Genomic DNA, 21,791 nt, shown 5'->3' with positions numbered 1-21,791 from the left:
ATCGTGACGAATCCGTGGACGGGCTCCTCCAATTCTCCGGAACAGGGCGGACCAACCCGGCGAGAAACGCCCGCCGCGCTGTACCAAAATCAGGATTCAGTTTCCGGAACATTACGCATTTCAGACATGGTCGCCCCGCGCAAAATTCCACCCGGCGGTGGCTGGCGCAAATTTCTGTATCAGCTATCCGGCCACGTCATCAACTTCGGCGAATCCCCGTCCGAAAGACATTATCGGGAATTGCAGGAGCGTATCCGTCGGCACATCCGCAAGCAGTACGTGATCGGGGTCGTCTCGGGGAAGGGTGGGGTCGGCAAGACCACGATGACCGCCTGCATCGGCGCCGTGTTCCGGGAATGCCGGCCCGAGAACGTCGTCGCGATCGACGCCGCTCCCGGCTTCGGCACGCTGGCCGGGCGGATCGACGAGTCCCCGCCGGGAGACTACGCGGCGGTGCTCAACGACACTGACGTGCAGGGCTACGCGGACATCCGAGAACACTTGGGGCAGAACAGCCTTGGCCTTGACGTGCTGGCCGGCAACCGGGCGTTGGACCAGCCGCGGCCGCTGGTGGCCTCGATGTTCTCCGGGGTGCTGTCGCGGCTGCGGCGCACCCACACCGTGATCGTGGTCGACACCTCCGACGATTTCGAGCACCCCGTGATGAAGGCGGTGCTCGACGCCTGCGACACCCTGGTGTTCGTGTCCGGTCTCACGGCCGACACCTCGCTGCCGGTCACCCGCGCGATCGACTTGCTGCGCTCGATAGGTTATCACGAACTGGTGTCTCGCAGCATGGTCATCCTGAACGACAGCCGAGACAAATACGACGGGGAGGCGCGCACTTATCTCACCGAGCGCTTCGCGCAATCGGGAGCGACGGTTGAATTCATGCCGTACGACCCATTCCTCGCCAAAGGCGGGATCATCGATACCCGGTACGAATTGAAGAAGAAAACCCGACTCCGCCTATTCGAAATCACCGCGGCGTTCGCCGACAAATACATTCCAGATGCCGACAGGCCGCGTTAATGACCCCGTACGTGGGTAAAGTCTCGTTTCCAGCCCGTTGTGCGGTCGCGGTGGTATGTGGAGAACACCTGATTTCGCAGGTGTATCCGGCCTCGGTGCCGATCGAGGCCTTCATCGACAACGTCGTCGAGCTGCTCAACGACGAACTCAAACGTCGCGGTTTCACCGGACTCGAGCCCGGTGTCGGATACGAGCTGCAGAAGGCCAACGGGGTGCGGCTGGACGTCACCAAGACGTTGGACGAGCTCGGTGTCGAAGACGGCGCCATGCTCACCCTGGTTCCCGCGGTAGCCGGGGAGTCGTTCGAGCCGCAGTACGAGTCGCTGTCCACCGGCCTGGCCCGGGTCGGCAAGGCCCTGTTCGAACCGGTGACCCTGAGAACCGCGGCGCACACCGCCTTGGTGATCCTGGCGATGGTGGCGCTGACGCTGCTGGGACTAGCTGTGCGCCAACGCTTCTCGACCGACTCGCTGATGCCCACCATCGTGACCGGCGTGGCCGGTCTGCTGATCGCCGGCGGCGCGGCCACGGTGTGGCGGTGGTGGCCGGACCGCATCGACATGGTCGACGGTCTCGGCTGGACCGCGGTGCCGCTGCTCACCGCGAGCCTGGCCTCCGGTGCGCCCGGCCAGCTGGGGGTCGCGCACGCGTTCATCGCAGCCCTGGCCGGTGCCGTACTGACCTGCGGCATCACCTCCGCGACACGACGTCATGCCAACGTGGCGGCCACCGTGGTGACCCTGCTGGGAATCGGTGGCGCGGCCGCCGCAACCCGGATGTGGTGGCCGGTGCCCGCGCAGTGGCTGGGCATGTGCGCGCTTGTCGTGCTGCTCCTGTTGTTGACCATGGCCCCGACGACCGCGCTGTGGGTCGCGCGGATCCGCCCGCCCTACTTCGGGTCGATCACCGGGCGCGACCTGTTCCGGCGCAGCGCGGGTCTGCCGGCCGACGCGGTGTCGCCGTCGAGGACGGTGCCGACGAGGAGGCAAACCCCGACACCACCCCGCGCGGTGCCCAGATCGCGCTCGCAGCGGTCCACGCTAACAACGTGCTGACCGGGATTTGTGCCGGGGCGGGGCTGACACTTCCGGTCGCGGTGTGGGCCACCCTGATGCCGGGCCACGACCGCGACGTGCCGGCCGCCGTGCTGGCCGGCCTGTTCGTGGTGATCTTCATCAGCCGGGGGCGTGCATTCGCCGACAAGCGACAGGCGGTGACGCCGGTGTGCGGCGCCGCCGCGGCGCTGTGCGTCGGTGTGGCCAAATACGCGGTGCACGAGCCGGCTTCGTCGGGCTACGGATTGCTTTGGGCCGCACTGGTATTGGCCGCCTTCGGCGGCGCCGGTCTGCACGCCGCCCTGCTGGTGCCGATCACCCGGTTCACCCCGCTGGTGCGGATGACCGCCGAATGGGTGGAGATCGCCGCGATCATCGCGGCGTTGCCGCTGGCCGCGTGGATCGGCGGATTGTTCACTTGGGTGCGCATGCGATGACCCGGTGGGTGCGCATGCGATGACCCGGACGGCGTTGTCCGCACGCACCATGACTCGGCGAGTCGCGGCCACGGCACTGACCAGCCTGCTGGTCATCTTGATCGTGGGCCTTCCTGCGGCACAAGCGATTCCGCCGCCGGTCGTCGATCCCGGTCGGGTGCCGGTCGACGGCAAACCCGCTCCGGACCAGCCGATACGGCAGGCCTTTGCCTGCGCGCGGACCATCACCGTCGCCGATCCCAACGTCGCCCTGCCCGCCCCCGGCTTCACGATGCTCAACGTGAGCAAGGCCTGGCAGTACTCGACCGGAAACGGGGTGCCGGTCGCGGTCATCGACACCGGGGTCAACCCCAGCCGCCGGCTGCCGGTGGTGGCCGGCGGTGACTACATCATGGGCGGTGACGGACTGAGCGACTGCGATGCGCACGGCACCGTGGTGGCATCGCTGATCGCCGCTGCGCCGCAAGGCATGCCGATGCCCGCGCCGATGCCCAGTGCGCCGGCCTTCGGTCCGCCGGCGGGCCCACCGCCGACCGATGCGGGCGCACCGCCCCCCGGCGGACCGCCACCGCCGCCCGCACCTCCGCCACCGCCGTCGCCGGTGACGATCACCCAAACCGTGGCCCCGCCGCCACCTCCACCGCCACCGCCGGACGCGCCGTCGAACGTGCCGGGGGAACCCGCGCCCGGCCAGCCCGACGATCCCGAGGTGCCCCCACCGCCGCCGGGCGCACCCGACGGCGTCGCCGGTGTCGCTCCGCACGCGACCGTCATCTCCATCCGCCAGTCCTCGCGGGCCTTCGAGCCGGTGAACCCGAACCCCGGCGACTTCGAGGGACGCAAGAAGGCCGGCACCATCGCGACACTGGCCAGTGCCATCGTGCATGCGGCGAACATGGGCGCCAGGGTGATCAATATCAGTGTCACCGCCTGTGTCTCGGCTGCCGACCCGCTCGATCAGACCGCGATCGGCGCCGCCGTCTGGTACGCGGCCACGGTCAAGGACGCGGCATCGTGGCGGCCGCGGGCAATGACAGCGAAGACGGCTGCGCCCAAAACCCGACGTTCGACCCGCTCAATGCGTCCGATCCCCGCGACTGGCACCAGGTCAAGACGGTGTCGTCGCCGTCCTGGTTCTCCGATTACGTGCTGTCGGTGGGTGCGGTCGACAACACCGGCGCACCGATCAACAAGAGCCTGGCCGGGCCGTGGGTCGCCGCGGCCGCCCCGGGCGTCGGGATCATGGGGCTGTCCCCGGAAACCGGGGGACCGGCGAATGCCTACCCGCCGATCCGGCCGGGCGCAAAGAACATGCCGTTCTGGGGCACCAGCTTTTCCGCGGCGTATGTCAGCGGGATAGCCGCGTTGGTGCGGGCCAAATATCCGGGACTGTCCGCACACCAGATCATCAACAGGATTCTGCAGACCGCGCATAATCCACCCCGCGGCGTCGACAACCAGGTAGGCTACGGTGTGGTCGACCCGGTGGCCGCGTTGACCTTTGATGTGCCTGCGGGAGAGCGCCTTTCGCCGGCGGCCGCCAGCCGTGTCGTCCATCCCGCACCGCCGCCGAACCACCGCGCCCGCAATGTGGCGCTGGTGTTCGCCGGTGTGGTGGCCGCGGCCGTCGCGGTGGTGTCACTGATCGTTCGAGCACGGCGCGAACGGTGACGGCCGCCACGAAGCTGACGATCATCGTCGCCATCTTCATCGCCACCCTGATCGGATGGGTGGTCGGCGGATACTAGGGTGCGGCAACAGGTTTGGTGATCGGAATCGCCTGCGGGTGATCCGCTGGCTGGGCCAGCCGATGTGGTCCTGGCAGATCCTGTGGGTGCGGCGCCGGCGGCCGATTGTGTGGACCGAGCCGCTGACGGTGGCCAACGACCGCGCCGGGGGTGGCATCCGCTACCAGGACGGGGTCGCGGTGGCCGCGGTCCAGCTGCTCGGGAAAGCGCATACGCCGACGCTTTTCACCGGGTCGACCGCGACCTACACCGAAAACTGCTTAGACGTGACCGAGTTGATCCCGTTGCTGCACCAAAGCCTCGGTCTCACTTTGAATTCGCTCAGCGTCGTCACCGCGGGGGCCCGCCGCCGCAGCACCGGCGACTATCCGCGGGTGTATGACACGTTGATCGGCACACCACCGTATGCGGGCCAGCGGGAAACCTGGCTCATCGTGCGCGTCGGTGCCCTGGACAACGTCGCCGCGCTGCGCGGACGCACCTCGGTCGGCATCCGCGCGAAGGTCGCGACGGCCACCGACATCGTCGAGATGGAGCGGCGGTTGGGCCGCTCCGCGCTGGAGGTCTCGAACAGGCGGTGGGATCGGTGCGCGGCGACAGCGGTTGGCTGACGACCTACTCCTACCGTCCCGGCGACATCACCTCGGAGACGCTGGCCCAGGCGTGGTCGGCCCGGGTGGACGGAATCGTGCAGAACATCACGCTTTACGGCTCCAAGACAGGCCCGGTGACCGAGACGGCCACCGTCACCGTGCGCAGCGCACAACCGCCGACGGCGCCGTTGAGCATGCGGTTGCGCACCCTGCGGGGCGAGCAGGCGCAGGCCGTCGCCGCCAGCCTGTGCGGACCGCTACCGCCGCTGCGTGGCATCCGTCGTGGTGTGCTGCGCGGGCCGCTGGTGCTGCCGATCGGACCGTCGGGGGTACTGCTCGGCAAGGTCGCCGGCGGGAATCGTTTGCTGTTGCCGTTCGACGATGCCGGGGAGTTCAGCCGGGTGCACGTCGCCGCGGAGGACGCGCTGGCCAAGCGGTTCATCATTCGGCTGACCGGGGCCGGCGAGCGGATCACGGTCCACACCCGAAACATGCAGAGGCGGGCCAGCGTTCGGATGCCCGACATCGTCGTGACCGATCAGCCGAAGCCGGCGTCGGGCACCACGGTCAGCGTGATTGACGGTAGCATGTCGCCGGCGCCGCGACCAAACACGCTGATCTCCGTCGGCGGACTGGGTGAACCGTACCGCGGCGCCGCCAACGTGCTGATCACCCAGACCGGCCCGGCGACCGTCGACGTGATCGCGGCCGATGGTCACGTGCATGCGGTGGAAGTGGAGCTGTTCCGCGCCGAGAACAGGTACGCGTATCGTCGGAACCGATGGCATTGCGAACCTCTGATCTCGAACCGGTGGACACCCCATGACCAGCAGCACGACGCCGGCCGCCGCGGCCGCGGCCCGGTTTCGGGAGGCCACCGAGGTCGACCCGTCGATGGCCGACGCTTGGCTGGGCCGGATCGCCGCGGGCGACGAGGCGTTGTCGACCGTCGAACAGCTCTACACCTACGGCAGCCGGCTGCACCGGGAGACGAACCGAATAGGGGCGCGGCTGTCGGCCCCGATCAAAGCCGGCCCGTATCTGTCGATTTCGATGACCGAGGCCTCGCATGCCGGCCTGGCCCTGGCAAGCGCGCTGATCGACGACCGTCAATACGAGAAAGCCGAAGCGCTGCTGGGGGGATTCGACGCTGCTGGACACCTGGGAGAACCACCAGTGGAAGCAGTACATCGAGTCCTACTTGATGTTCGCCACCCAACGATGGCCCGACGTCATCGCGGTGGCCGCGGCCATCCTGCCGCCCCAGGCCATCATCATGTCGGCCGTCACCGCGGCCACCTGCACGCTGGCGGCGCACGCCGCGGCCCATCTGGGTCAGGCACGCGTCGCGCTGGAGTGGACCGACCGGGTGGAGCTGCGCGCCGGGTACGGCGGGACGACCGAGACGCGCCGTCAGCACCTCGAAACCGCCGTGACCGCAATCGATCCCACCGACTTCCCGCTGATCGCCGCCGATCTCGCCTATATGCGCGGCATGGCACATCGCCAGCTCGGCGAGGAACCCAAGGCGCAGATCTGGCTGTCGAAAGCCACGATCAACGGGGCGCTGATCGAGCCGGCCAAGCAAGCGCTGGCCGACCCGGCGCTGCAGCTGGTGGTCACCGACGAGGACGCGATCAGCACTCGCACCAACAAATGGGATGTGACCACCGAGCGGTCGGAGCAGCAACGCCAGGAAGAGGAGAACCAGGAGCGGCGCACCGAGCTCCTGCGGGAGGGGCGCGCGTTGCTCGACAACCAGGTCGGCTTGGCCGACGTCAAACGCGCGGTCGCCGAGCTGGAGGACCAGATCGAGGTCCGGGCGCTGCGGCTGGCGGCGGGACTGCCGGTGGCCAACCAGACCAACCACATGCTGCTGGTCGGACCGCCCGGCACCGGTAAGACGACCACCGCCGAGGCGCTGGGAAAGATTTACGCCGGCTTGGGCATCGTGCGGCATCCGGACATCGTCGAGGTCAAGCGGGCCGATTTCTGCGGGGAGCACATCGGCGCGTCGGGACCGAAGACCAACGAGCTGATCAACCGGTCGCTGGGCCGCATCCTGTTCATGGACGAGTTCTATTCGCTGGTGGAGCGCCATCAGGACGGTTGGCCGGACATGATCGGCATGGAGGCGGTGAACCAGCTGCTGGTGGCACTCGAGGTGCACCGGTTCGACTTCTGCTTCATCGGCGCCGGCTACGAGAAGGAAGTCGACGAATTCCTCACTGTGAACCCGGGTCTGGCGGGCCGGTTCAACCGCAAGCTGCGCTTCGAGTCGTACACGCCCGACGAGTTGGTGGAAATCGCGGTCCACTACGGCAAGCCGCGCGCCACCGTCCTCGATCCCGCCACCGACGGCGCGCACGGCATCGACGCCATGCACAACGGCCGGTTCGCCCGCAATGTCGTCGAGCGCGCGGAGCGGCTGCGCGACTCGCGGGTGGTCGCCCAGCATCGCGTCGACAAAAGGTCGGTGACGGTCGAGGATCTGCAAACGCTGCGCACCCAGGACATCGTTGCCGCGGTCAAGGACGCGTGCGCGGAAAAGCATGTGCCGATAGCGCTTTGATCGGGCCGAAGCCGCCCGCGGGTTTGCCCGGGCGCCCGGGTGGCCGGCGTTGAGGGAAAGGCGTTGTCGACGTGGCCGGACAGGTTAAATGCACGCAGGTCCGCGACCGGCACAATGCGGTGGCGGAGCAAGGCCGATGAATGGAGCGTCTGGCGGTGCACCGTATCTTGCTGATCACGGTGGCGTTGACGCTAGCCATTCTCGGCGCGCCGCCCGCCGCGGCGGTCTCCCCGCCGTTGATCGACCCGGGCGCGGTTCCGCCCGATGTGACGGGTCCCGATCAGCCTCTCGAACAGAAACGCGTCTGTAAGGCGCCGTTGTCGCTGCCGGCCACCAATTTCCACGATCCGCCGTGGCCCAACACCTACCTGGGCATCACCCAGGCCCAGAAGTTCGCGACCGGTGCGGGTGCAACGGTGGCGGTGATCGACACCGGCGTGGACGTCTCACCCCGCGTCCCGGCCGACCCGGGAGGCGACTTCGTCGTCAAGGAAGGCGACGGGCTCTCCGACTGCGACTCGCACGGGACGCTCACCGCATCGATCATCGCCGGGCGCCCCTCCCTGAACGACGGATTCGTCGGCGTCGCACCCGACGCGCGGCTGATTTCGGTGCGCCAGACGTCGGAGGCCTTCGAGCCGAAGGATTCTCAACCCGATTCGGGTGACCCGAACGCCACGCCGGCGGCGGGCTCGGTCCGCAGTCTGGCCCGCGCGGTGGTGCACGCCGCGAATCCGCGAATCTGGGCGCCGGGGTGATCAACATCAGCGAGGCCGCCTGCTTCAAGACCAAAAAGCAGGTCGACGAGACGACGCTGGGCGGCGCGCTCAACTACGCGGTCAACGTCAAGGGCGCGGTCGTCGTCGTGGCGGCCGGCAACGTCGGCGGGGACTGCCAACAGAATCCGTGGCCCGATCCGTCCATTCCCGCCGATCCGCGCGGCTGGCAGCGGGTTCAGACGATCGTCACACCGGCGTGGTACGCACCGCTGGTGCTGACCGTCGGAGGCGTCGGGCAAAACGGGGCGCCGAGCGAATTCTCGATGCACGGACCGTGGGTGAGCGTGGCGGCGGCCGCCGACAACATCGTCGCTCTCGGTCCCGGTGGCGATCCGGTGGATGCGTTGCCGGGCAAAGAGGGTCCGGTGCCGATCGCCGGGACGTCGTTTGCGGCGGCATACGTGTCTGGCCTGGCGGCGCTGCTGCGACAAAAATTCCCCGACCTGCCGCCGGCTCAGATCATGCGCCGCATCACCGCGACCGCACGTCATCTCGGAGGCGGCGTCGACGATGCGGTGGGCGCGGGCATCGTCGACGCGGTCGCGGCGCTCACCTGGGATATCCCGCCCACCACGGCGGCGCCGGCGGACCCGGTCAAAGCGATTCAAGCCCCGGTGCCGGTACCGGGCCCTGATCACGGGCCGATCGATGCTGTCACGATGGGGGTCATGGGTTTGATCGTCACGCTGGGACTGGCCGCACTCGTCGGGCGCGCCCTGAAACGGCCCTGACGACACCCCATGTGATCGCTACGACTCCGGTTCAGCACCGTTCACGTAGATGTGGACGGCGGCACTGGCCCCGCTGTGCATCCTGCTGTTCATCGGCACGCGCTACCAGTGGGCCGGCCCGGCGCTGGTGGCGATCGGCGCGCTGGTGGCGACGGTGACGTTCCGCGGCCGCCGCCTCACCGGCTGGGTGGCGGCGATGCTTGCCTTGCTGGTGCGGCATCGCAGATCTCCCGAACTCCCGTCGGAGCCCGACGTCGGTGCCACCGTCCTGCCCGGCGATCACGTGCCGTGCGCTGGCAAGGCGAGCATCTGGTCGTGGTCATCGAGCTCATCCCGCGGCCGTTCACACCGACGGTCGTCGTCGACGGGAAGGCCAACACCGACGACGTGATCGACACTCGGCTGCTCGAGCAATTGCTCACCGTGCACTGCCCCGACTTGGAGGCCGACGGCGTATCGGCGGGCCATCGGATCGGCAAGACGGCCTCGGCGGATGTGCTGAGCTTGTACGAGCAGGTGATCGGGCGCGACCCGGCCCCCGCGCGTACCGACGGACCTGGATCGTGATGCGTGCCGACCCCCAGCGCGCGCAGGCATCGGCCCGGCGCCGCGACGAGGGCGTCGCGGGGATCGGTCGTTACCACCGTGACGGCCAACGCCGCGGCGTCGACAATGGCCGTCGGTGTCGGCAGACACTTTGTTCCGCTCTCTTTCAACGCCTTTGCCAGGACCGCGTTCTGCTTGCTCGCATAGATCAGCCCTTTACCGACAATGGTGGCCGCACTCGCGCCAAAGTTCGCCCAGTCGCCCGTCGAAGCGGCAGTAACGCCGGACCCAAAACTTTTCACACACGTCGCTAAATCTGTTGCCCCGTTTAGCCAAGCCACGTCGGTGTTCCCTTCAAGTTCGCAGATCCTGTGCACCGATCCCCGGGCACGGTAAAACGACCCTAACAGTGCTCAGAGCGGGTCCAGTGCACGAATTTTTCGGCTAGGCAACAGCTTCCATCACCCGTCGCGCGACCGCCACGGTAAAGATTGCGGCAAGGTTGCTGCAAAGCGAACAGTAAGTATTGACGGCGGTCGGGGGCGCGCCAATTTCAGTTGATGTGGCCTATCAACGTTTCGATCGCGGCCGTCACGTGCGGGGGTAGCGGCTCTTCGTTCTCCGCGCGCACGATCATTTCTTCGTCGACGCCGGCCGCCTGGGCAATTTCGCGCGTCGAGAGGTTGGCGCTGCGCCGGGCCGCGTACAACCGCTGCGCCAGTGGCGCATCCGGAGCGTTTGCCCCGAGCGTCATCAATTCGTCGCGATGCCGGCGAACCGCGCTCAGTGCCTTGATCAATTCCGGGGTGATCTGGCTGATCCGGGTCGCCCGGACGGCTATCGCCTCGAGTTGGCGCAGATCCGACAGGATGGGCGCCGAGCGCTCGGTGAATTCGGGGTCGTCGGCCGGGGGCAACGCGGCGATGGCCAGGCTGCAGCCGTCCACGGCGGCGACGACCGCCTGGGCGATCAGCGAGGCCGCGCCGTGCGCATCGGCGTTGTCGGCCGCCGCTGGACCGTCGGCCGGCACGGCCGCCGCGGTGGTCTCAGCGGCGACGGGCTCTCCGTGTCGGATCCGGTCGATGGTGCCGGCCGGCCATTGCAGGACCTCCTCGAGCTTCGCGCGGGTCCGTTCCCGCGGCCAGCTACGGCCCTTCTCGAAGGCGATCAGCGCGCCGGCGTTGATGACCCCGTCCGCCGCGAGGCTGCGTTGGCTGATGTCGAGTTCTCGGCGCCGGGCAGCCGCGGCGGCTCCGGCGCGAACCACACCCGGATCCAGATCGGTTGGCTCGATGTTGTCCCCCTGCGCATCTGAATCGAGTTCCTGCTCAACGGATTTCGGTGGTTTGACGACTTCGAACGTCAGGACTTTCCCCGCGGTGGGGTCCCCGAACCGAACGACCGCCTTGTCGGTGATCGTCACGGAGGTCTTGCGTAATCCGTCGACGAACATGCCGCTCGGGCTGCTGTCGACGATGCGCCACTGTCCATCGGCGGCTTCGGCCCGCAAGTGGTCCTGCGAGATCTGTGGATCATCGATCTGCACGCCGGCCTGAGGTTCGCGGCCGATGGTCACCACACCGCGTCCGGGCTCGATTGCATGCGAGGTGTCGCCGCTGTGCACCACCAGCAGAGCCGGTCGGGCGGTTCGGGCGGCGCTGGACATCGTCGGTGATTCCTCGCTGAAGTTGTGGGGCGGCGGGCTGCGCCCTCACGATTTTAACTGCTGCACCCGTCAAATCTTATCGCGGCGCTACAGTTTTGCGCCAACTCGTTACAGAACTAGCCCGCGCACGGCTCCGCCAGGCAACCTGGCCTTAACCGCATCACCGCTACAGTTTTAAGCCACGCCCGCCGATCCGCCCGCGTGCCGCCCGCGTGTGCGCGGGAACGAGCTGGTCGCCCCGACCATCGGGGCACCGTTTTTGCCGCCGTTCCCCGCTTGTTAAGGCAGGTGAAGCCTGCGGCGCGTGTGATATGCACCGAAGCGCCAGCGTGCGGGTACGATCGAAAAATGGAGCGGCTAACTGTTGCATAGCAACGGTTAGTGCTATGGCCTTTCGTGCCATAGGACGCAGAACTGCAACGCTTTCTGGAGGACGTAGCGATGACCGCAACAACTCTGTACAACGTCCCCTTGGGCGCTTGCACCCAGGACCCCGATCGTTGGACGACCGCCCCGGACGCGGAGGCCAAAGCCCTGTGCCGGGCCTGCCCTCGCCGGTGGATGTGCGCCCTCGACGCGGTTGAGTCAGCCGGGGCCGAAGGCCTGTGGGCCGGCGTGGTGATTCCCGAGTCGGGCCGGCCGCGGGCATTCGCGCTGAACCAATTGCGTTCCATGGCCGAGCGCGACGGATACCCGGTGCGCGAAACGGCCAAATCGGCCTAACCACCCGGGCTCCTGAGGCGTCGGCAGTAGAGCAACGTCCGGGGATCGGAGACCAGCCGCCCGGACCCGCGAACAGACAGCGCGAGAACCATGCGAGGTTCTCGCGCTGTCTTGCGTTCGGGGCGCTACGGCGAGGGGTCGAAGCGGAACACGGCCAGCCGGCCTGCCAGCGCCTCGAATTCATCGGAGGTTCCGTCGCGCACCATTCCCGAGCGCTTGGCGAACGACACACCGACCGGCACCTTCTTCGGGAACTCCCGCAGCACCGGCCGTGCCTGTTCGGCGGTCAGTTCGACGATTCTGACTTGCCGGGACCGCCGGCCCCGGGCCAGCGTGCCGGAACCCGCGGCACGCGCGTTCGCCGCCCAGTCCGCGCCGGGGTAGCCCGCGACCACGTAGAGCCCGCCCCGGATTTCGAACGGCGTCATCGGGGTGCTGCGCGGTTGGCCGGACTTGCGGCCCGGCACGGTGAGCACCATGGCGGGGCCGGTCGGTATGCCGAGTTTTTGCACCGCCATCATCACCTTGTTCATCGGCTTGAGGTAGCGCGGCGGCCGTAATTCGGTCATTTCCCAATCTCCTATCGGATCTAGTTCGTGTACAGGTCACGGTGCTCGGACACCCACTGGGCGAAGGACTGTGGCGCCCGACGTTGCTGGTCGCGCCGGTGACCACGATCGTCGTGCTGGTTCCTCCTGAAAGTCGAAGATCTGCATCAACGACGGACGGGCAGGAGGGAAAGTTACAGTCGGAAGCCGGTAACTTTTTTCGACACCAGACCGTCGATGTTTCATAAACCAGTCACAGCCGCCCACCGACCAGCTGGCCGACGCATGGCGTCGCCATCGCCCCTATCTGGTCAATCTCGGCTATCAAATTCTCGGCGACGTCGGTGACGCCGAAGACGTTGCGCAAGAGGCGTTCCTGCGCTTGTCGCGGCTGGGCCCCGACGAGGTCGACGACGTCCGCGGCTGGCTGACCGTCGTCACGAGCCGGCTGTGTCTCGATCAGGTGCGCTCGGCGCGCACGCGCTACGAGCGGTTGAGCCGTGCCGGCGTCGGCGACCCCGCCAGCGAGGTCGCCGAATCGCGCGGCCTGGATCCGGCGGATCGCGTCACCATCGACGACGAGGTCCGCACCGCGCTGATGGAAGTGTTGCGCCGGCTCACTCCCGGTGAGCGGGTCGCGTTCGTGCTGCACGACGTGTTCGGGGTCCCGTTCGACACGGTCGCCGAGACCGTGGGACGCCCGGTCGGCACGTGCCGCCAACTGGCGCGACGAGCGCGTTCGAAATTCACTGCGGCACAACCGAAGACGAATGAAGTGGCCTCCGCCGAGCACCAGTTGGTAACCGAGAAGTTCATCACCGCCTGTGCCAACGGCGACCTCGCCGCGCTGACCGCCGTGCTCGACCCGACGGTCTGGGGGGTGGGCACCATCCTGGCCGACCCGGCGCCCCCGCCGCAGATCAACCACGGCCCGGATGCGGTGGCCATCAACCTGATGCGCTATCTGGGGCCGGGCGTCACCCTGGTCAGCGGTCCCGCCGGACAACCGGTGGTGCTCGCGTTCGCCGAGCGCCGGTTTTTCGCCGCCATTGTGCTGACCATCCGCGGTCGGATGGTCGGCAAGATCGAAGCGATCGCCGACCCGTCGGCGCGGATCGCGGCCGGCTGAAGACGCATCAGTTCTCGCGGCCACCCGGCCGGGAGCCCGGCGCACGCTCGGGCCCGGCGCCGAAAAACCCGGCGATCAGCGCGGTGGCCTGCAGCAATTTGCGTCGGGTCGGGGTGGCCATCTCGTGTGCCACGTCGATGACGCCGCCGGGACGCAGATGAGGGTCGTAGGGCACCTCGACCACCGGCTGGCCGTGATCGACGAACTCGCGGGCCAGCAGCGCCCGGGTGCGCTTATCGGCATGACCGTCGGAGTCGTTGAGCACCACGATCGTGTGCTGCAACAACTCCGTCATGCCCTGATCCGCGAGCCATTCCATGGTCCGGGCGGCCGCGGACGCGCCATCGGCCCACGGCGAGGACACCACGATCAGCGCATCCAGGTCGCGCAGCACCTCCTGGGTGACCGGTGAATCCATCGTCGAGCCGCAGTCGACGACCGAGATGGTGAAATGGCGGTCGAGCCGGGACGCGGCCTCCCGGTAGACCGCGGGATCGAGCACCCGCCGCGGACCGGACGCCGGTTCGCCGGCCAGCACATGCAGGCCGACCGCATTGCGGCCCACGTGCACGGTGACGTCGGTGAAGGTCTCGAGGTTTTTGTCGGCGGTCAGTTCCCAGAACGAACTGGTCGACCGCGGATCGATCCGGCTGCTCAGCCGGCCGAAAGCGGTGTCGGCGTCGATCGCCACCACGTGGTCTTGCCCCTGTCGCAGCTCGGCGAACAGCGATCCGACGCTGGCGGCCACGGAGGTCTTTCCCACCCCGCCCTTGCCCACCACACCGACCTTGTGGATGCCGTGGAACCCGGTCCGGATGATGGCTTCGAATTGGGCGTCTTGGCGTTGTGCGGGCGACGGACCCAGCTTGACCAGGCCGAAAGTGAGCAGCCGCAGGATGCGTCGCCAGCCAGTGGCGGGCGCCGAGACGGCGCGCGCAGGAGGAGGGGCCGGCGGCGTCGCCGCGGGTGGCGGGGGAGGGGGAGCGGCGGTCCGCCGCACGAGCGCGGCCGCCGGCTGACGCGGAGGCGGCGGGGGCCCGACCGGGGGTGGTGCAGGCGGGGCGGGTCGTTGCGAAGGCGCCGAAACGGGCGTGGGCGGCGCGCTCCGGTGATCTCTGGCGCGGGGGTGCGGCGGGGCGGCGGGGGTGCTGGGCCGTTCGGGCTGCAGACGGTCCCGCAGGAATTCGTCGCGCTCGTTCATGGGCTCCTCGGTGCCGGGGATCGATCGTCGCGCGCTGGCTGGGACGGCCGCAGGGGTGGACCCGACCAGTATCGATTCGGTATCTGACTATCCGCTTTTACCAGTATCGCGCAAACTCACCGGGCCTCCACCGGGGTGCCGGTGCGACGCCCGGAGCGTCTGCCGCGCATGGCGGCGACGGGTGTCTGCGGAGTGGCTGCCACGCCGTATCCCAATCCGCGGCGAGGCTGCCGAAGAACACTGTGATGCCGGTCATCCCGGAGGCGCCGCGGGGCCGCGGCCACAGCAAACTTACGGGTGCGTTGGGTCCGGGTGCCCGGCCTGTTCGGGCCCGCGCTGTCACACGTGTATCGTCGGTGGTCCAAGCGCATTCCCGCGTTATCGGCCGTCGCGTTCAGCGAATTTACGCCGCCGCTACCCACCGGGTTAGACTTGGCGAAGTTGGCATGTCAGGCGGTTTTTGTCATATCGTTTTACGACTTGTCGAGACTGGGTACACGCCACCGTTCAGCGCCGCACGGAACGATTCCCCCATCGGATCATTTTCCGCCTGGGAGACAGCCTGCCTGGGAGACAGCCTATCGACAAGACCGAAGGGGTCAGCCCGCAACCCTGGGTGCGGCCCCGTCGGAGCCACTGAAAACGGCCGCGCAGCAAGTTCATCGTGAAGGCAGGTGCATATGACGCCCACGCGCGTTGGGTTGTATAACCCCGCGTACGAGCACGATTCGTGCGGGGTAGCCATGGTCGTCGACATGCACGGCCGCCGTAGCCGCGACATCGTCGACAAGGTGATCATCGCACTGGTCAATCTCGAACATCGTGGCGCGCAGGGTGCCGAACCGCGCAGCGGTGACGGCGCCGGCATTCTCATTCAGGTCCCGGATGCGTTCCTGCGCGCAGTCGTCGACTTCGAGCTCCCCGATCCGGGCAGCTATGCCACCGGCATCGCATTTTTGCCGCAATCGTCCAAGGATGCCGCGGCGGCCTGCGCGGCGGTGGAGAAGATCGCCGAGGCCGAGGGCCTGACGGTGCTGGGCTGGCGCAACGTGCCCACCGACGACTCGTCGCTGGGGGCGCTGTCCCGCGACGCGATGCCCACCTTCCGGCAGGTGTTCTTGGCCGGAGCCTCGGACATGACGCTGGAGCGCCGCTGCTACGTCGTGCGCAAGCGCGCCGAGCACGAACTCGGTACCAAGGGACCGGGCCAGGACGGGCCGGGCCGCGAAACCGTTTACTTCCCAAGCCTGTCCGGTCGGACGATGGTCTACAAGGGCATGCTGACCACGCCGCAGCTCAAGGCGTTCTACCTTGACCTGCAAGACGATCGGATGACCAGCGCGCTGGGCATCGTGCACTCCCGTTTCTCGACCAACACCTTCCCGTCCTGGCCGCTGGCGCATCCGTTCCGGCGTATCGCCCACAACGGCGAGATCAACACCGTCACCGGCAACGAGAACTGGATGCGTGCCCGCGAGGCGTTGATGAAGACCGATATCTTCGGGTCGGTCGAGGATTTGGAGAAGTTGTTCCCGATCTGTACCCCGGGCGCGTCGGACACCGCGCGTTTCGACGAGGCGCTGGAATTGCTGCACTTGGGCGGGCGCAGCCTGCCGCACGCGGTGCTGATGATGATTCCCGAGGCCTGGGAACGCAACGAATCGATGGACCCGGCGCGACGGGCGTTCTACGAGTACCACGCATCGCTGATGGAACCGTGGGACGGCCCGGCGTCGATGACGTTTACCGATGGCACCATCGTGGGCGCCGTGCTGGACCGCAATGGTCTTCGCCCATCACGCATCTGGGTCACCGACGACGGCTTGGTCGCGATGGCGTCCGAGGCGGGGGTCTTGGACCTGGACCCGTCGACGGTGGTGCAGCGGCTGCGTCTGCAGCCGGGCCGGATGTTCCTAGTGGACACCACCTTAGGCCGCATCGTGTCTGACGAGGAGATCAAGGCCGAGCTGGCTGCCGAACACCCGTACCAGGAGTGGCTCGACAAGAACCTCGTTCCGCTGGAATCGCTGCCCCAGGGCAACTACGTGCGGATGGCGCACGACCGACTTGTGATGCGGCAGTTAGCTTTTGGCTACACCTACGAGGAACTCAACCTGCTGGTGGCGCCGATGGTGCGCACCGGTGCCGAGCCGATCGGGTCGATGGGCACCGATACCCCGGTCGCGGTGTTGTCGCAGCGTCCCCGGATGCTTTACGACTACTTCCACCAGCTGTTCGCACAGGTGACGAACCCGCCGCTGGACGCCATCCGCGAAGAGGTGGTGACCAGCCTGCAGGGCACTACCGGCGGGGAGCGTGACCTGCTCAGCCCGGACGAGTTCTCGTGCCACCAGATCGTGTTGCGGCAGCCGATTCTGCGTAACCACGAGCTGGCCAAGCTGGTCAACCTCAACCCGGACGACGAGGTCAACGGCCGCCCACATGGCATGCGCTCCAAGGTGATCCGCTGTCTGTACTCGGTCGCCGAGGGTGGCGCCGGGCTGGCCGCCGCACTGGAAGACGTGCGCGCGCAGGCGTCGGCCGCGATCGCCGAGGGCGCCCGGGTCATCATTTTGTCCGACCGCGATTCCAACGAGCAGATGGCACCGATACCGTCGCTGCTCGCCGTCGCCGGTGTGCACCACCACCTGGTGCGGGATCGGACCCGCACCCATGTGGGTCTGGTGGTCGAATCCGGTGACGCCCGCGAGGTGCACCACATGGCGATGCTGATCGGCTGCGGCGCCGCGGCGGTCAACCCGTACCTGGCGTTCGAGTCGATCGAGGACATGCTCGACCGCGGCGTCCTGGATAGTTTGGAAGACGGGATCAACCGCGACAAGGCGTTGAACAACTATGTGAAGGCCGCCGGCAAGGGTGTGCTGAAAGTCATGTCCAAGATGGGCATTTCGACGTTGGCCTCCTACACCGGCGCCCAGCTGTTCCAGGCCATCGGCGTCTCCGAGGACGTGCTCGACGAGTACTTCACCGGGCTGGCCTGCCCGACCGGTGGCATCACGCTGGACGACATCGCCGCCGACGTCGCGGCGCGGCACGCGCTGGCCTACCTGGACCGGCCCGCCGAGCGCGCGCACCGCGAACTCGAGGTGGGCGGGGAGTACCAGTGGCGCCGTGAGGGCGAGTACCACCTGTTCAACCCGGAGACCGTGTTCAAGCTGCAGCACGCGACCCGCACCGGCCAGTACAAGATCTTCAAAGACTACACCCGCCTGGTCGACGACCAGAGCGAACGGATGGCGTCGCTGCGCGGATTGCTGAAATTCCGCGCCAATGTGCGCCCCCCGGTGCCGCTGGACGAGGTAGAGCCCGCCAGCGAGATCGTCAAACGGTTCTCCACCGGGGCGATGAGCTACGGGTCGATCTCCGCCGAGGCGCACGAGACGCTCGCCATCGCGATGAACCGGCTGGGCGGGCGATCCAACAGCGGTGAGGGCGGCGAGGACGCCAAGCGTTTCGAGCCCGACGCAAGCGGAGATTGGCGCCGCAGCGCGATCAAGCAGGTCGCGTCGGCGCGGTTCGGCGTCACTTCGCACTATCTGACCAACTGCTCCGACATCCAGATCAAGATGGCCCAGGGCGCCAAACCCGGTGAGGGCGGCCAACTTCCGGGCCACAAGGTGTACCCGTGGGTGGCCGAAGTCCGGCACTCCACGCCCGGCGTCGGTCTGATCTCGCCGCCGCCGCACCACGACATCTACTCGATCGAGGATCTGGCGCAGCTGATCCACGACCTGAAGAACGCCAACCCGTCCGCGCGCGTGCACGTCAAGCTCGTCTCCGAGAACGGCGTCGGCACTGTCGCGGCGGGTGTGTCCAAGGCGCATGCGGATGTCGTGCTGATCTCGGGCCACGACGGCGGTACCGGTGCCACCCCGCTCACCTCGCAGAAGCACGCGGGTGCGCCGTGGGAGCTGGGGCTGGCCGAGACGCAGCAGACTTTGCTGCTCAACGGATTACGCGACCGGATCGTGGTCCAGGTGGACGGGCAGCTCAAGACCGGACGCGACGTGATGATCGGCGCACTGCTGGGTGCCGAGGAGTTCGGTTTCGCCACCGCTCCGCTGGTCGTCGCGGGCTGCATCATGATGCGGGTGTGCCACCTCGACACCTGCCCGGTGGGTGTGGCCACGCAGAACCCGCTGCTGCGGGAACGCTTCACCGGCAAGCCGGAGTTCGTCGAGAACTTCTTCATGTTCATCGCCGAAGAGGTCCGGGAGTACATGGCGCAGTTGGGCTTCCGCACCTTCAACGAGGCCGTCGGCCAGGTGGGTTCGCTGGACACCACGCTGGCGCGCGCGCACTGGAAGGCGCACAAGCTGGATCTGGCCCCGGTGCTGCACGAGCCGGAGTCCGCGTTCATGAACCAGGACCTGTACTGCAGCTCGCGCCAGGACCACGGCCTGGACAAGGCGCTGGATCAGCAATTGATCGTGATGAGCCGTGAGGCACTGGATTCCGGCAAACCGGTCCGGTTCTCCACGACCATCAGCAACATCAACCGCACGGTGGGCACCATGCTCGGCCACGAGCTGACGAAAGCCTATGGAGGTCAAGGCTTGCCCGACGGCACGATCGACATCACCTTCGACGGGTCGGCGGGCAACAGCTTCGGCGCCTTCGTACCCAAGGGCATCACCCTGCGGGTATACGGCGACGCCAACGATTACGTGGGCAAGGGCTTGTCGGGTGGCCGGATCGTGGTGCGCCCGTCAGACAACGCGCCGCTGGACTACGTCGCCGAGGAGAACATCATCGGCGGCAACGTGATCTTGTTCGGCGCCACCAGCGGCGAGGCCTTCCTGCGCGGCGTGGTTGGCGAACGGTTCGCGGTCCGCAACTCCGGTGCCCACGCGGTGGTCGAGGGTGTCGGCGATCACGGTTGCGAGTACATGACCGGTGGCCGAGTCGTGATCCTGGGCCACACGGGCCGCAACTTCGCGGCCGGTATGTCCGGCGGCGTCGCCTACGTGTACGACCCCGACGAGAAACTGCCGCAGAACCTCAACACCGAGATGGTGGACCTCGAGGCTCTCGACAGCGATGACGCGGAGTTCTTGCACGGCATCATCCAGGCACACGTCGATGCGACGGATTCCGCTGTCGGACAGCGGATTCTGGCAGACTGGCGCGGGCAGCAGCGGCATTTCGTCAAGGTGATGCCGCGCGACTACAAGAGGGTGTTGCAGGCGATCGCCGAAGCGGAGCGCGACGGGAACGATGTCGACAAGGCGATTATGGCGGCGGCGCATGGCTGATCCGACTGGGTTCCTCAAGTACACGCATCGGGAACTGCCGCAACGGCGGCCTGTCCCGCTGCGGTTGAAGGATTGGAAGGAGGTCTACCAGGAGTTCAACGACGACACCCTGCGCGAGCAGGCGACCCGTTGCATGGACTGCGGTATTCCCTTCTGCCACAATGGCTGTCCGCTGGGCAACTTGATCCCGGAGTGGAACGACCTGGTGCGCAGGGGCCGGTGGCGCGACGCGATCGAGCGGCTGCACGCCACCAACAACTTCCCCGACTTCACCGGCCGGCTGTGCCCGGCGCCGTGCGAACCGGCTTGCGTACTGGGCATCAACCAGGATCCGGTGACGATCAAGCAGATCGAGCTGGAGATCATCGACCACGCCTTCGACGCGGGCTTCGTCGGGCCGAAGCCGCCGACGAAGCTGACGGGCAAGACCGTGGCCGTAATCGGTTCGGGCCCGGCCGGATTGGCCGCTGCCCAGCAGCTCACCCGGGCCGGACACGCCGTCACCGTGTTCGAACGGGCCGACCGCATCGGCGGACTGCTGCGTTACGGCATTCCGGAATTCAAGATGGAAAAGCGCGTCCTCGACCGGCGACTGGACCAAATGCGCGCGGAGGGAACCGAATTCCGCGCCGGCGTCAACGTCGGCGTCGACCCGACCGCGCAGCAGCTGCTCGCCGACTTCGACGCGGTGGTGCTGGCCGGCGGTGCCACCGCCTGGCGTGACCTACCGATTCCGGGGCGTGAATTGGACGGCATCCATCAGGCGATGGAATACCTGCCGTGGGGTAACCGCGTACAGGAGGGCGACGACGTTCTCGGCGAGGACGGCGAGCCGCCGATCACTGCCAAGGGCAAGAGGGTCGTCATCATCGGCGGCGGCGACACCGGCGCCGACTGCCTGGGCACCGCGCACCGACAGGGTGCCGCCCGCGTGCACCAGTTCGAGATCATGCCGCGGCCGCCGGAGGCGCGCGCGGAGTCCACGCCGTGGCCGACCTACCCGCTGATGTACCGCGTCTCGTCGGCACACGAGGAGGGCGGCGAGCGGGTGTTCTCGGTGAACACCGAGGAGTTCGTCGGCAAGGACGGGCACGTGTGCGCGCTCAAGGTGCACGAAGTGACGATGCAGGACGGCAAGTTCGTCAAGGTCGAGGGCTCCGATTTCGAGCTCGAGGCGGATTTGGTGCTGCTGGCGATGGGTTTCGTCGGGCCGGAGAAGGAAGGTCTGCTCACCGACCTCGACGTGAAGCTCACCGACCGTGGGAACGTCGCGCGCGGCGCCGATTACGAGACCTCGGTGCCCGGCGTTTTCGTTGCCGGGGACATGGGCCGGGGTCAGTCGCTGATCGTCTGGGCGATCGCCGAGGGCAGGGCCGCCGCCGCGGGTGTGGACCGGTATTTGATGGGGTCAACGGCGCTTCCCGCGCCCATCAAACCGACGGCAGTACCGCTTCAGTAGTCACACCAGTCACACTAGAAACACGCCGACATTTGTTCGGCGAGTCTCCCGCAGTTTGCCAGCGAGCGGGTGTCTAATAACGACTCGTGTACTTCGTCACAGCGAAGGCACGATGGAGCAGATCGATCGCAGGAGTGGTCACTGTGCATGTGAACCCAGTACCTCGTTCGCGGGTGGGGCGAATGGCCTGGTCATGGTTTCGTCACCCGGTGAAAAGCCGCGAATTTCCCGCTAAGCAGGAGCGTCTGGTTACCGCCGAGGAGCTAGTGCTCTTCGGGGTCTGACAACCCAATCGC

Annotated in this window: 12 protein-coding genes and 4 pseudogenes; 12 read left to right on the top strand and 4 right to left on the bottom strand. The window is 67.5% G+C overall.

Going from position 1 to position 21,791, the window contains the following annotated elements:
- The first annotated feature begins 3 nt into the window (after positions 1-3).
- The 5 genes and pseudogenes from T428_RS0119815 (at position 4) to T428_RS33720 (ending at position 4,883) form a co-directional block, all read left to right on the top strand.
- On the top strand, positions 4-1,032 hold the full coding sequence (locus tag T428_RS0119815; protein WP_025737857.1) for a MinD/ParA family ATP-binding protein: 1,029 nt from the start codon (positions 4-6) through the stop codon (positions 1,030-1,032).
- Between the two features lie 50 nt (positions 1,033-1,082).
- Positions 1,083-2,087 carry a type VII secretion integral membrane protein EccD gene (gene eccD / locus T428_RS29645; RefSeq protein ID WP_245604996.1) on the top strand — a complete coding sequence of 335 codons (1,005 nt, stop codon included), beginning with the start codon at positions 1,083-1,085 and terminating at the stop codon, positions 2,085-2,087.
- Positions 2,051-2,524 carry a type VII secretion integral membrane protein EccD gene (gene eccD / locus T428_RS34925; protein WP_483819037.1) on the top strand — a complete coding sequence of 158 codons (474 nt, stop codon included), beginning with the start codon at positions 2,051-2,053 and terminating at the stop codon, positions 2,522-2,524. The genes eccD (T428_RS29645) and eccD (T428_RS34925) overlap by 37 nt, the downstream gene beginning before the upstream one ends.
- A gap of 49 nt (positions 2,525-2,573) precedes the next feature.
- Positions 2,574-4,195 (top strand): annotated as a pseudogene (locus T428_RS29640) (S8 family serine peptidase).
- A gap of 115 nt (positions 4,196-4,310) precedes the next feature.
- The gene (locus T428_RS33720; protein WP_211243981.1) at positions 4,311-4,883 is read left to right on the top strand and encodes a hypothetical protein; all 573 of its coding nucleotides are present in this window, start codon (positions 4,311-4,313) and stop codon (positions 4,881-4,883) included.
- A 94-nt stretch (positions 4,884-4,977) separates the two neighbouring features.
- Here T428_RS33720 and T428_RS33715 read toward each other — a convergent pair whose 3' ends face one another.
- Positions 4,978-5,391 (bottom strand): hypothetical protein, encoded by a 414-nt coding sequence (locus T428_RS33715; RefSeq protein ID WP_084298802.1) that lies wholly within the window; start codon positions 5,389-5,391, stop codon positions 4,978-4,980.
- A 323-nt stretch (positions 5,392-5,714) separates the two neighbouring features.
- Here T428_RS33715 and eccA point away from each other — a divergent pair.
- From eccA to eccE, 3 pseudogenes are all read left to right on the top strand, one after another.
- Positions 5,715-7,437: pseudogene (gene eccA, locus T428_RS29630) on the top strand (type VII secretion AAA-ATPase EccA); the annotation flags it as partial.
- A gap of 155 nt (positions 7,438-7,592) precedes the next feature.
- Positions 7,593-8,947 (top strand): annotated as a pseudogene (gene mycP / locus T428_RS29625) (type VII secretion-associated serine protease mycosin).
- 51 nt (positions 8,948-8,998) lie between these two features.
- A pseudogene (gene eccE, locus T428_RS32260) lies at positions 8,999-9,588 on the top strand (type VII secretion protein EccE); the annotation flags it as partial.
- 458 nt (positions 9,589-10,046) lie between these two features.
- Here the strand turns inward: eccE and espM are convergent.
- Positions 10,047-11,159 carry an ESX-1 type VII secretion system transcriptional regulator EspM gene (gene espM, locus T428_RS0119775; protein WP_036468486.1) on the bottom strand — a complete coding sequence of 371 codons (1,113 nt, stop codon included), beginning with the start codon at positions 11,157-11,159 and terminating at the stop codon, positions 10,047-10,049.
- Positions 11,160-11,600: 441 nt separating this feature from the next.
- On the opposite strand from espM, the gene T428_RS0119770 reads away from it, so the two are divergent.
- Positions 11,601-11,882, top strand: coding sequence for a WhiB family transcriptional regulator (locus tag T428_RS0119770; protein ID WP_025737854.1), 282 nt, complete (start codon positions 11,601-11,603; stop codon positions 11,880-11,882).
- Between the two features lie 125 nt (positions 11,883-12,007).
- Here T428_RS0119770 and T428_RS0119765 read toward each other — a convergent pair whose 3' ends face one another.
- The gene (locus T428_RS0119765) at positions 12,008-12,451 is read right to left on the bottom strand and encodes a nitroreductase family deazaflavin-dependent oxidoreductase (RefSeq protein ID WP_025737853.1); all 444 of its coding nucleotides are present in this window, start codon (positions 12,449-12,451) and stop codon (positions 12,008-12,010) included.
- 223 nt (positions 12,452-12,674) lie between these two features.
- Here T428_RS0119765 and sigI point away from each other — a divergent pair, with 223 nt between their 5' ends.
- Positions 12,675-13,559, top strand: coding sequence for an RNA polymerase sigma factor SigI (sigI, locus tag T428_RS0119760; protein ID WP_025737852.1), 885 nt, complete (start codon positions 12,675-12,677; stop codon positions 13,557-13,559).
- A 7-nt stretch (positions 13,560-13,566) separates the two neighbouring features.
- Here sigI and T428_RS0119755 read toward each other — a convergent pair whose 3' ends face one another.
- Positions 13,567-14,760, bottom strand: a complete 1,194-nt coding sequence (locus tag T428_RS0119755) for a MinD/ParA family ATP-binding protein (protein WP_025737851.1) — start codon at positions 14,758-14,760, stop codon at positions 13,567-13,569.
- Positions 14,761-15,440: 680 nt separating this feature from the next.
- Between T428_RS0119755 and gltB the strand changes: the two genes are divergently transcribed.
- Complete coding sequence (gene gltB, locus T428_RS0119750; protein WP_025737850.1) at positions 15,441-20,036, top strand: glutamate synthase large subunit; 4,596 nt, start codon at positions 15,441-15,443, stop codon at positions 20,034-20,036.
- Positions 20,029-21,495, top strand: a complete 1,467-nt coding sequence (locus tag T428_RS0119745; RefSeq protein ID WP_025737849.1) for a glutamate synthase subunit beta — start codon at positions 20,029-20,031, stop codon at positions 21,493-21,495. Before gltB ends, T428_RS0119745 begins: the two co-directional genes overlap by 8 nt.
- Positions 21,496-21,791 lie beyond the last annotated feature (296 nt).

The organism is Mycobacterium genavense ATCC 51234 (assembly GCF_000526915.1).
Taxonomy (GTDB): Bacteria; Actinomycetota; Actinomycetes; order Mycobacteriales; family Mycobacteriaceae; genus Mycobacterium; species Mycobacterium genavense.
The sequence above is the reverse complement of the archived record's forward strand: the minus strand, read 5'-3'. Positions and strand labels throughout refer to the sequence as shown.

Bases quoted from the DNA above. Each gene is read 5' to 3' on its own strand.
- T428_RS33715 (WP_084298802.1), bottom strand. From the start codon at position 5,391: ATGTCGGGCATCCGAACGCTGGCCCGCCTCTGCATGTTTCGGGTGTGG.
- espM (WP_036468486.1), bottom strand. From the start codon at position 11,159: ATGTCCAGCGCCGCCCGAACCGCCCGACCGGCTCTGCTGGTGGTGCAC.
- T428_RS0119770 (WP_025737854.1), top strand. From the start codon at position 11,601: ATGACCGCAACAACTCTGTACAACGTCCCCTTGGGCGCTTGCACCCAG.
- T428_RS0119765 (WP_025737853.1), bottom strand. From the start codon at position 12,451: ATGACCGAATTACGGCCGCCGCGCTACCTCAAGCCGATGAACAAGGTG.
- T428_RS0119755 (WP_025737851.1), bottom strand. From the start codon at position 14,760: ATGAACGAGCGCGACGAATTCCTGCGGGACCGTCTGCAGCCCGAACGG.
- gltB (WP_025737850.1), top strand. From the start codon at position 15,441: ATGACGCCCACGCGCGTTGGGTTGTATAACCCCGCGTACGAGCACGAT.
- T428_RS0119745 (WP_025737849.1), top strand. From the start codon at position 20,029: ATGGCTGATCCGACTGGGTTCCTCAAGTACACGCATCGGGAACTGCCG.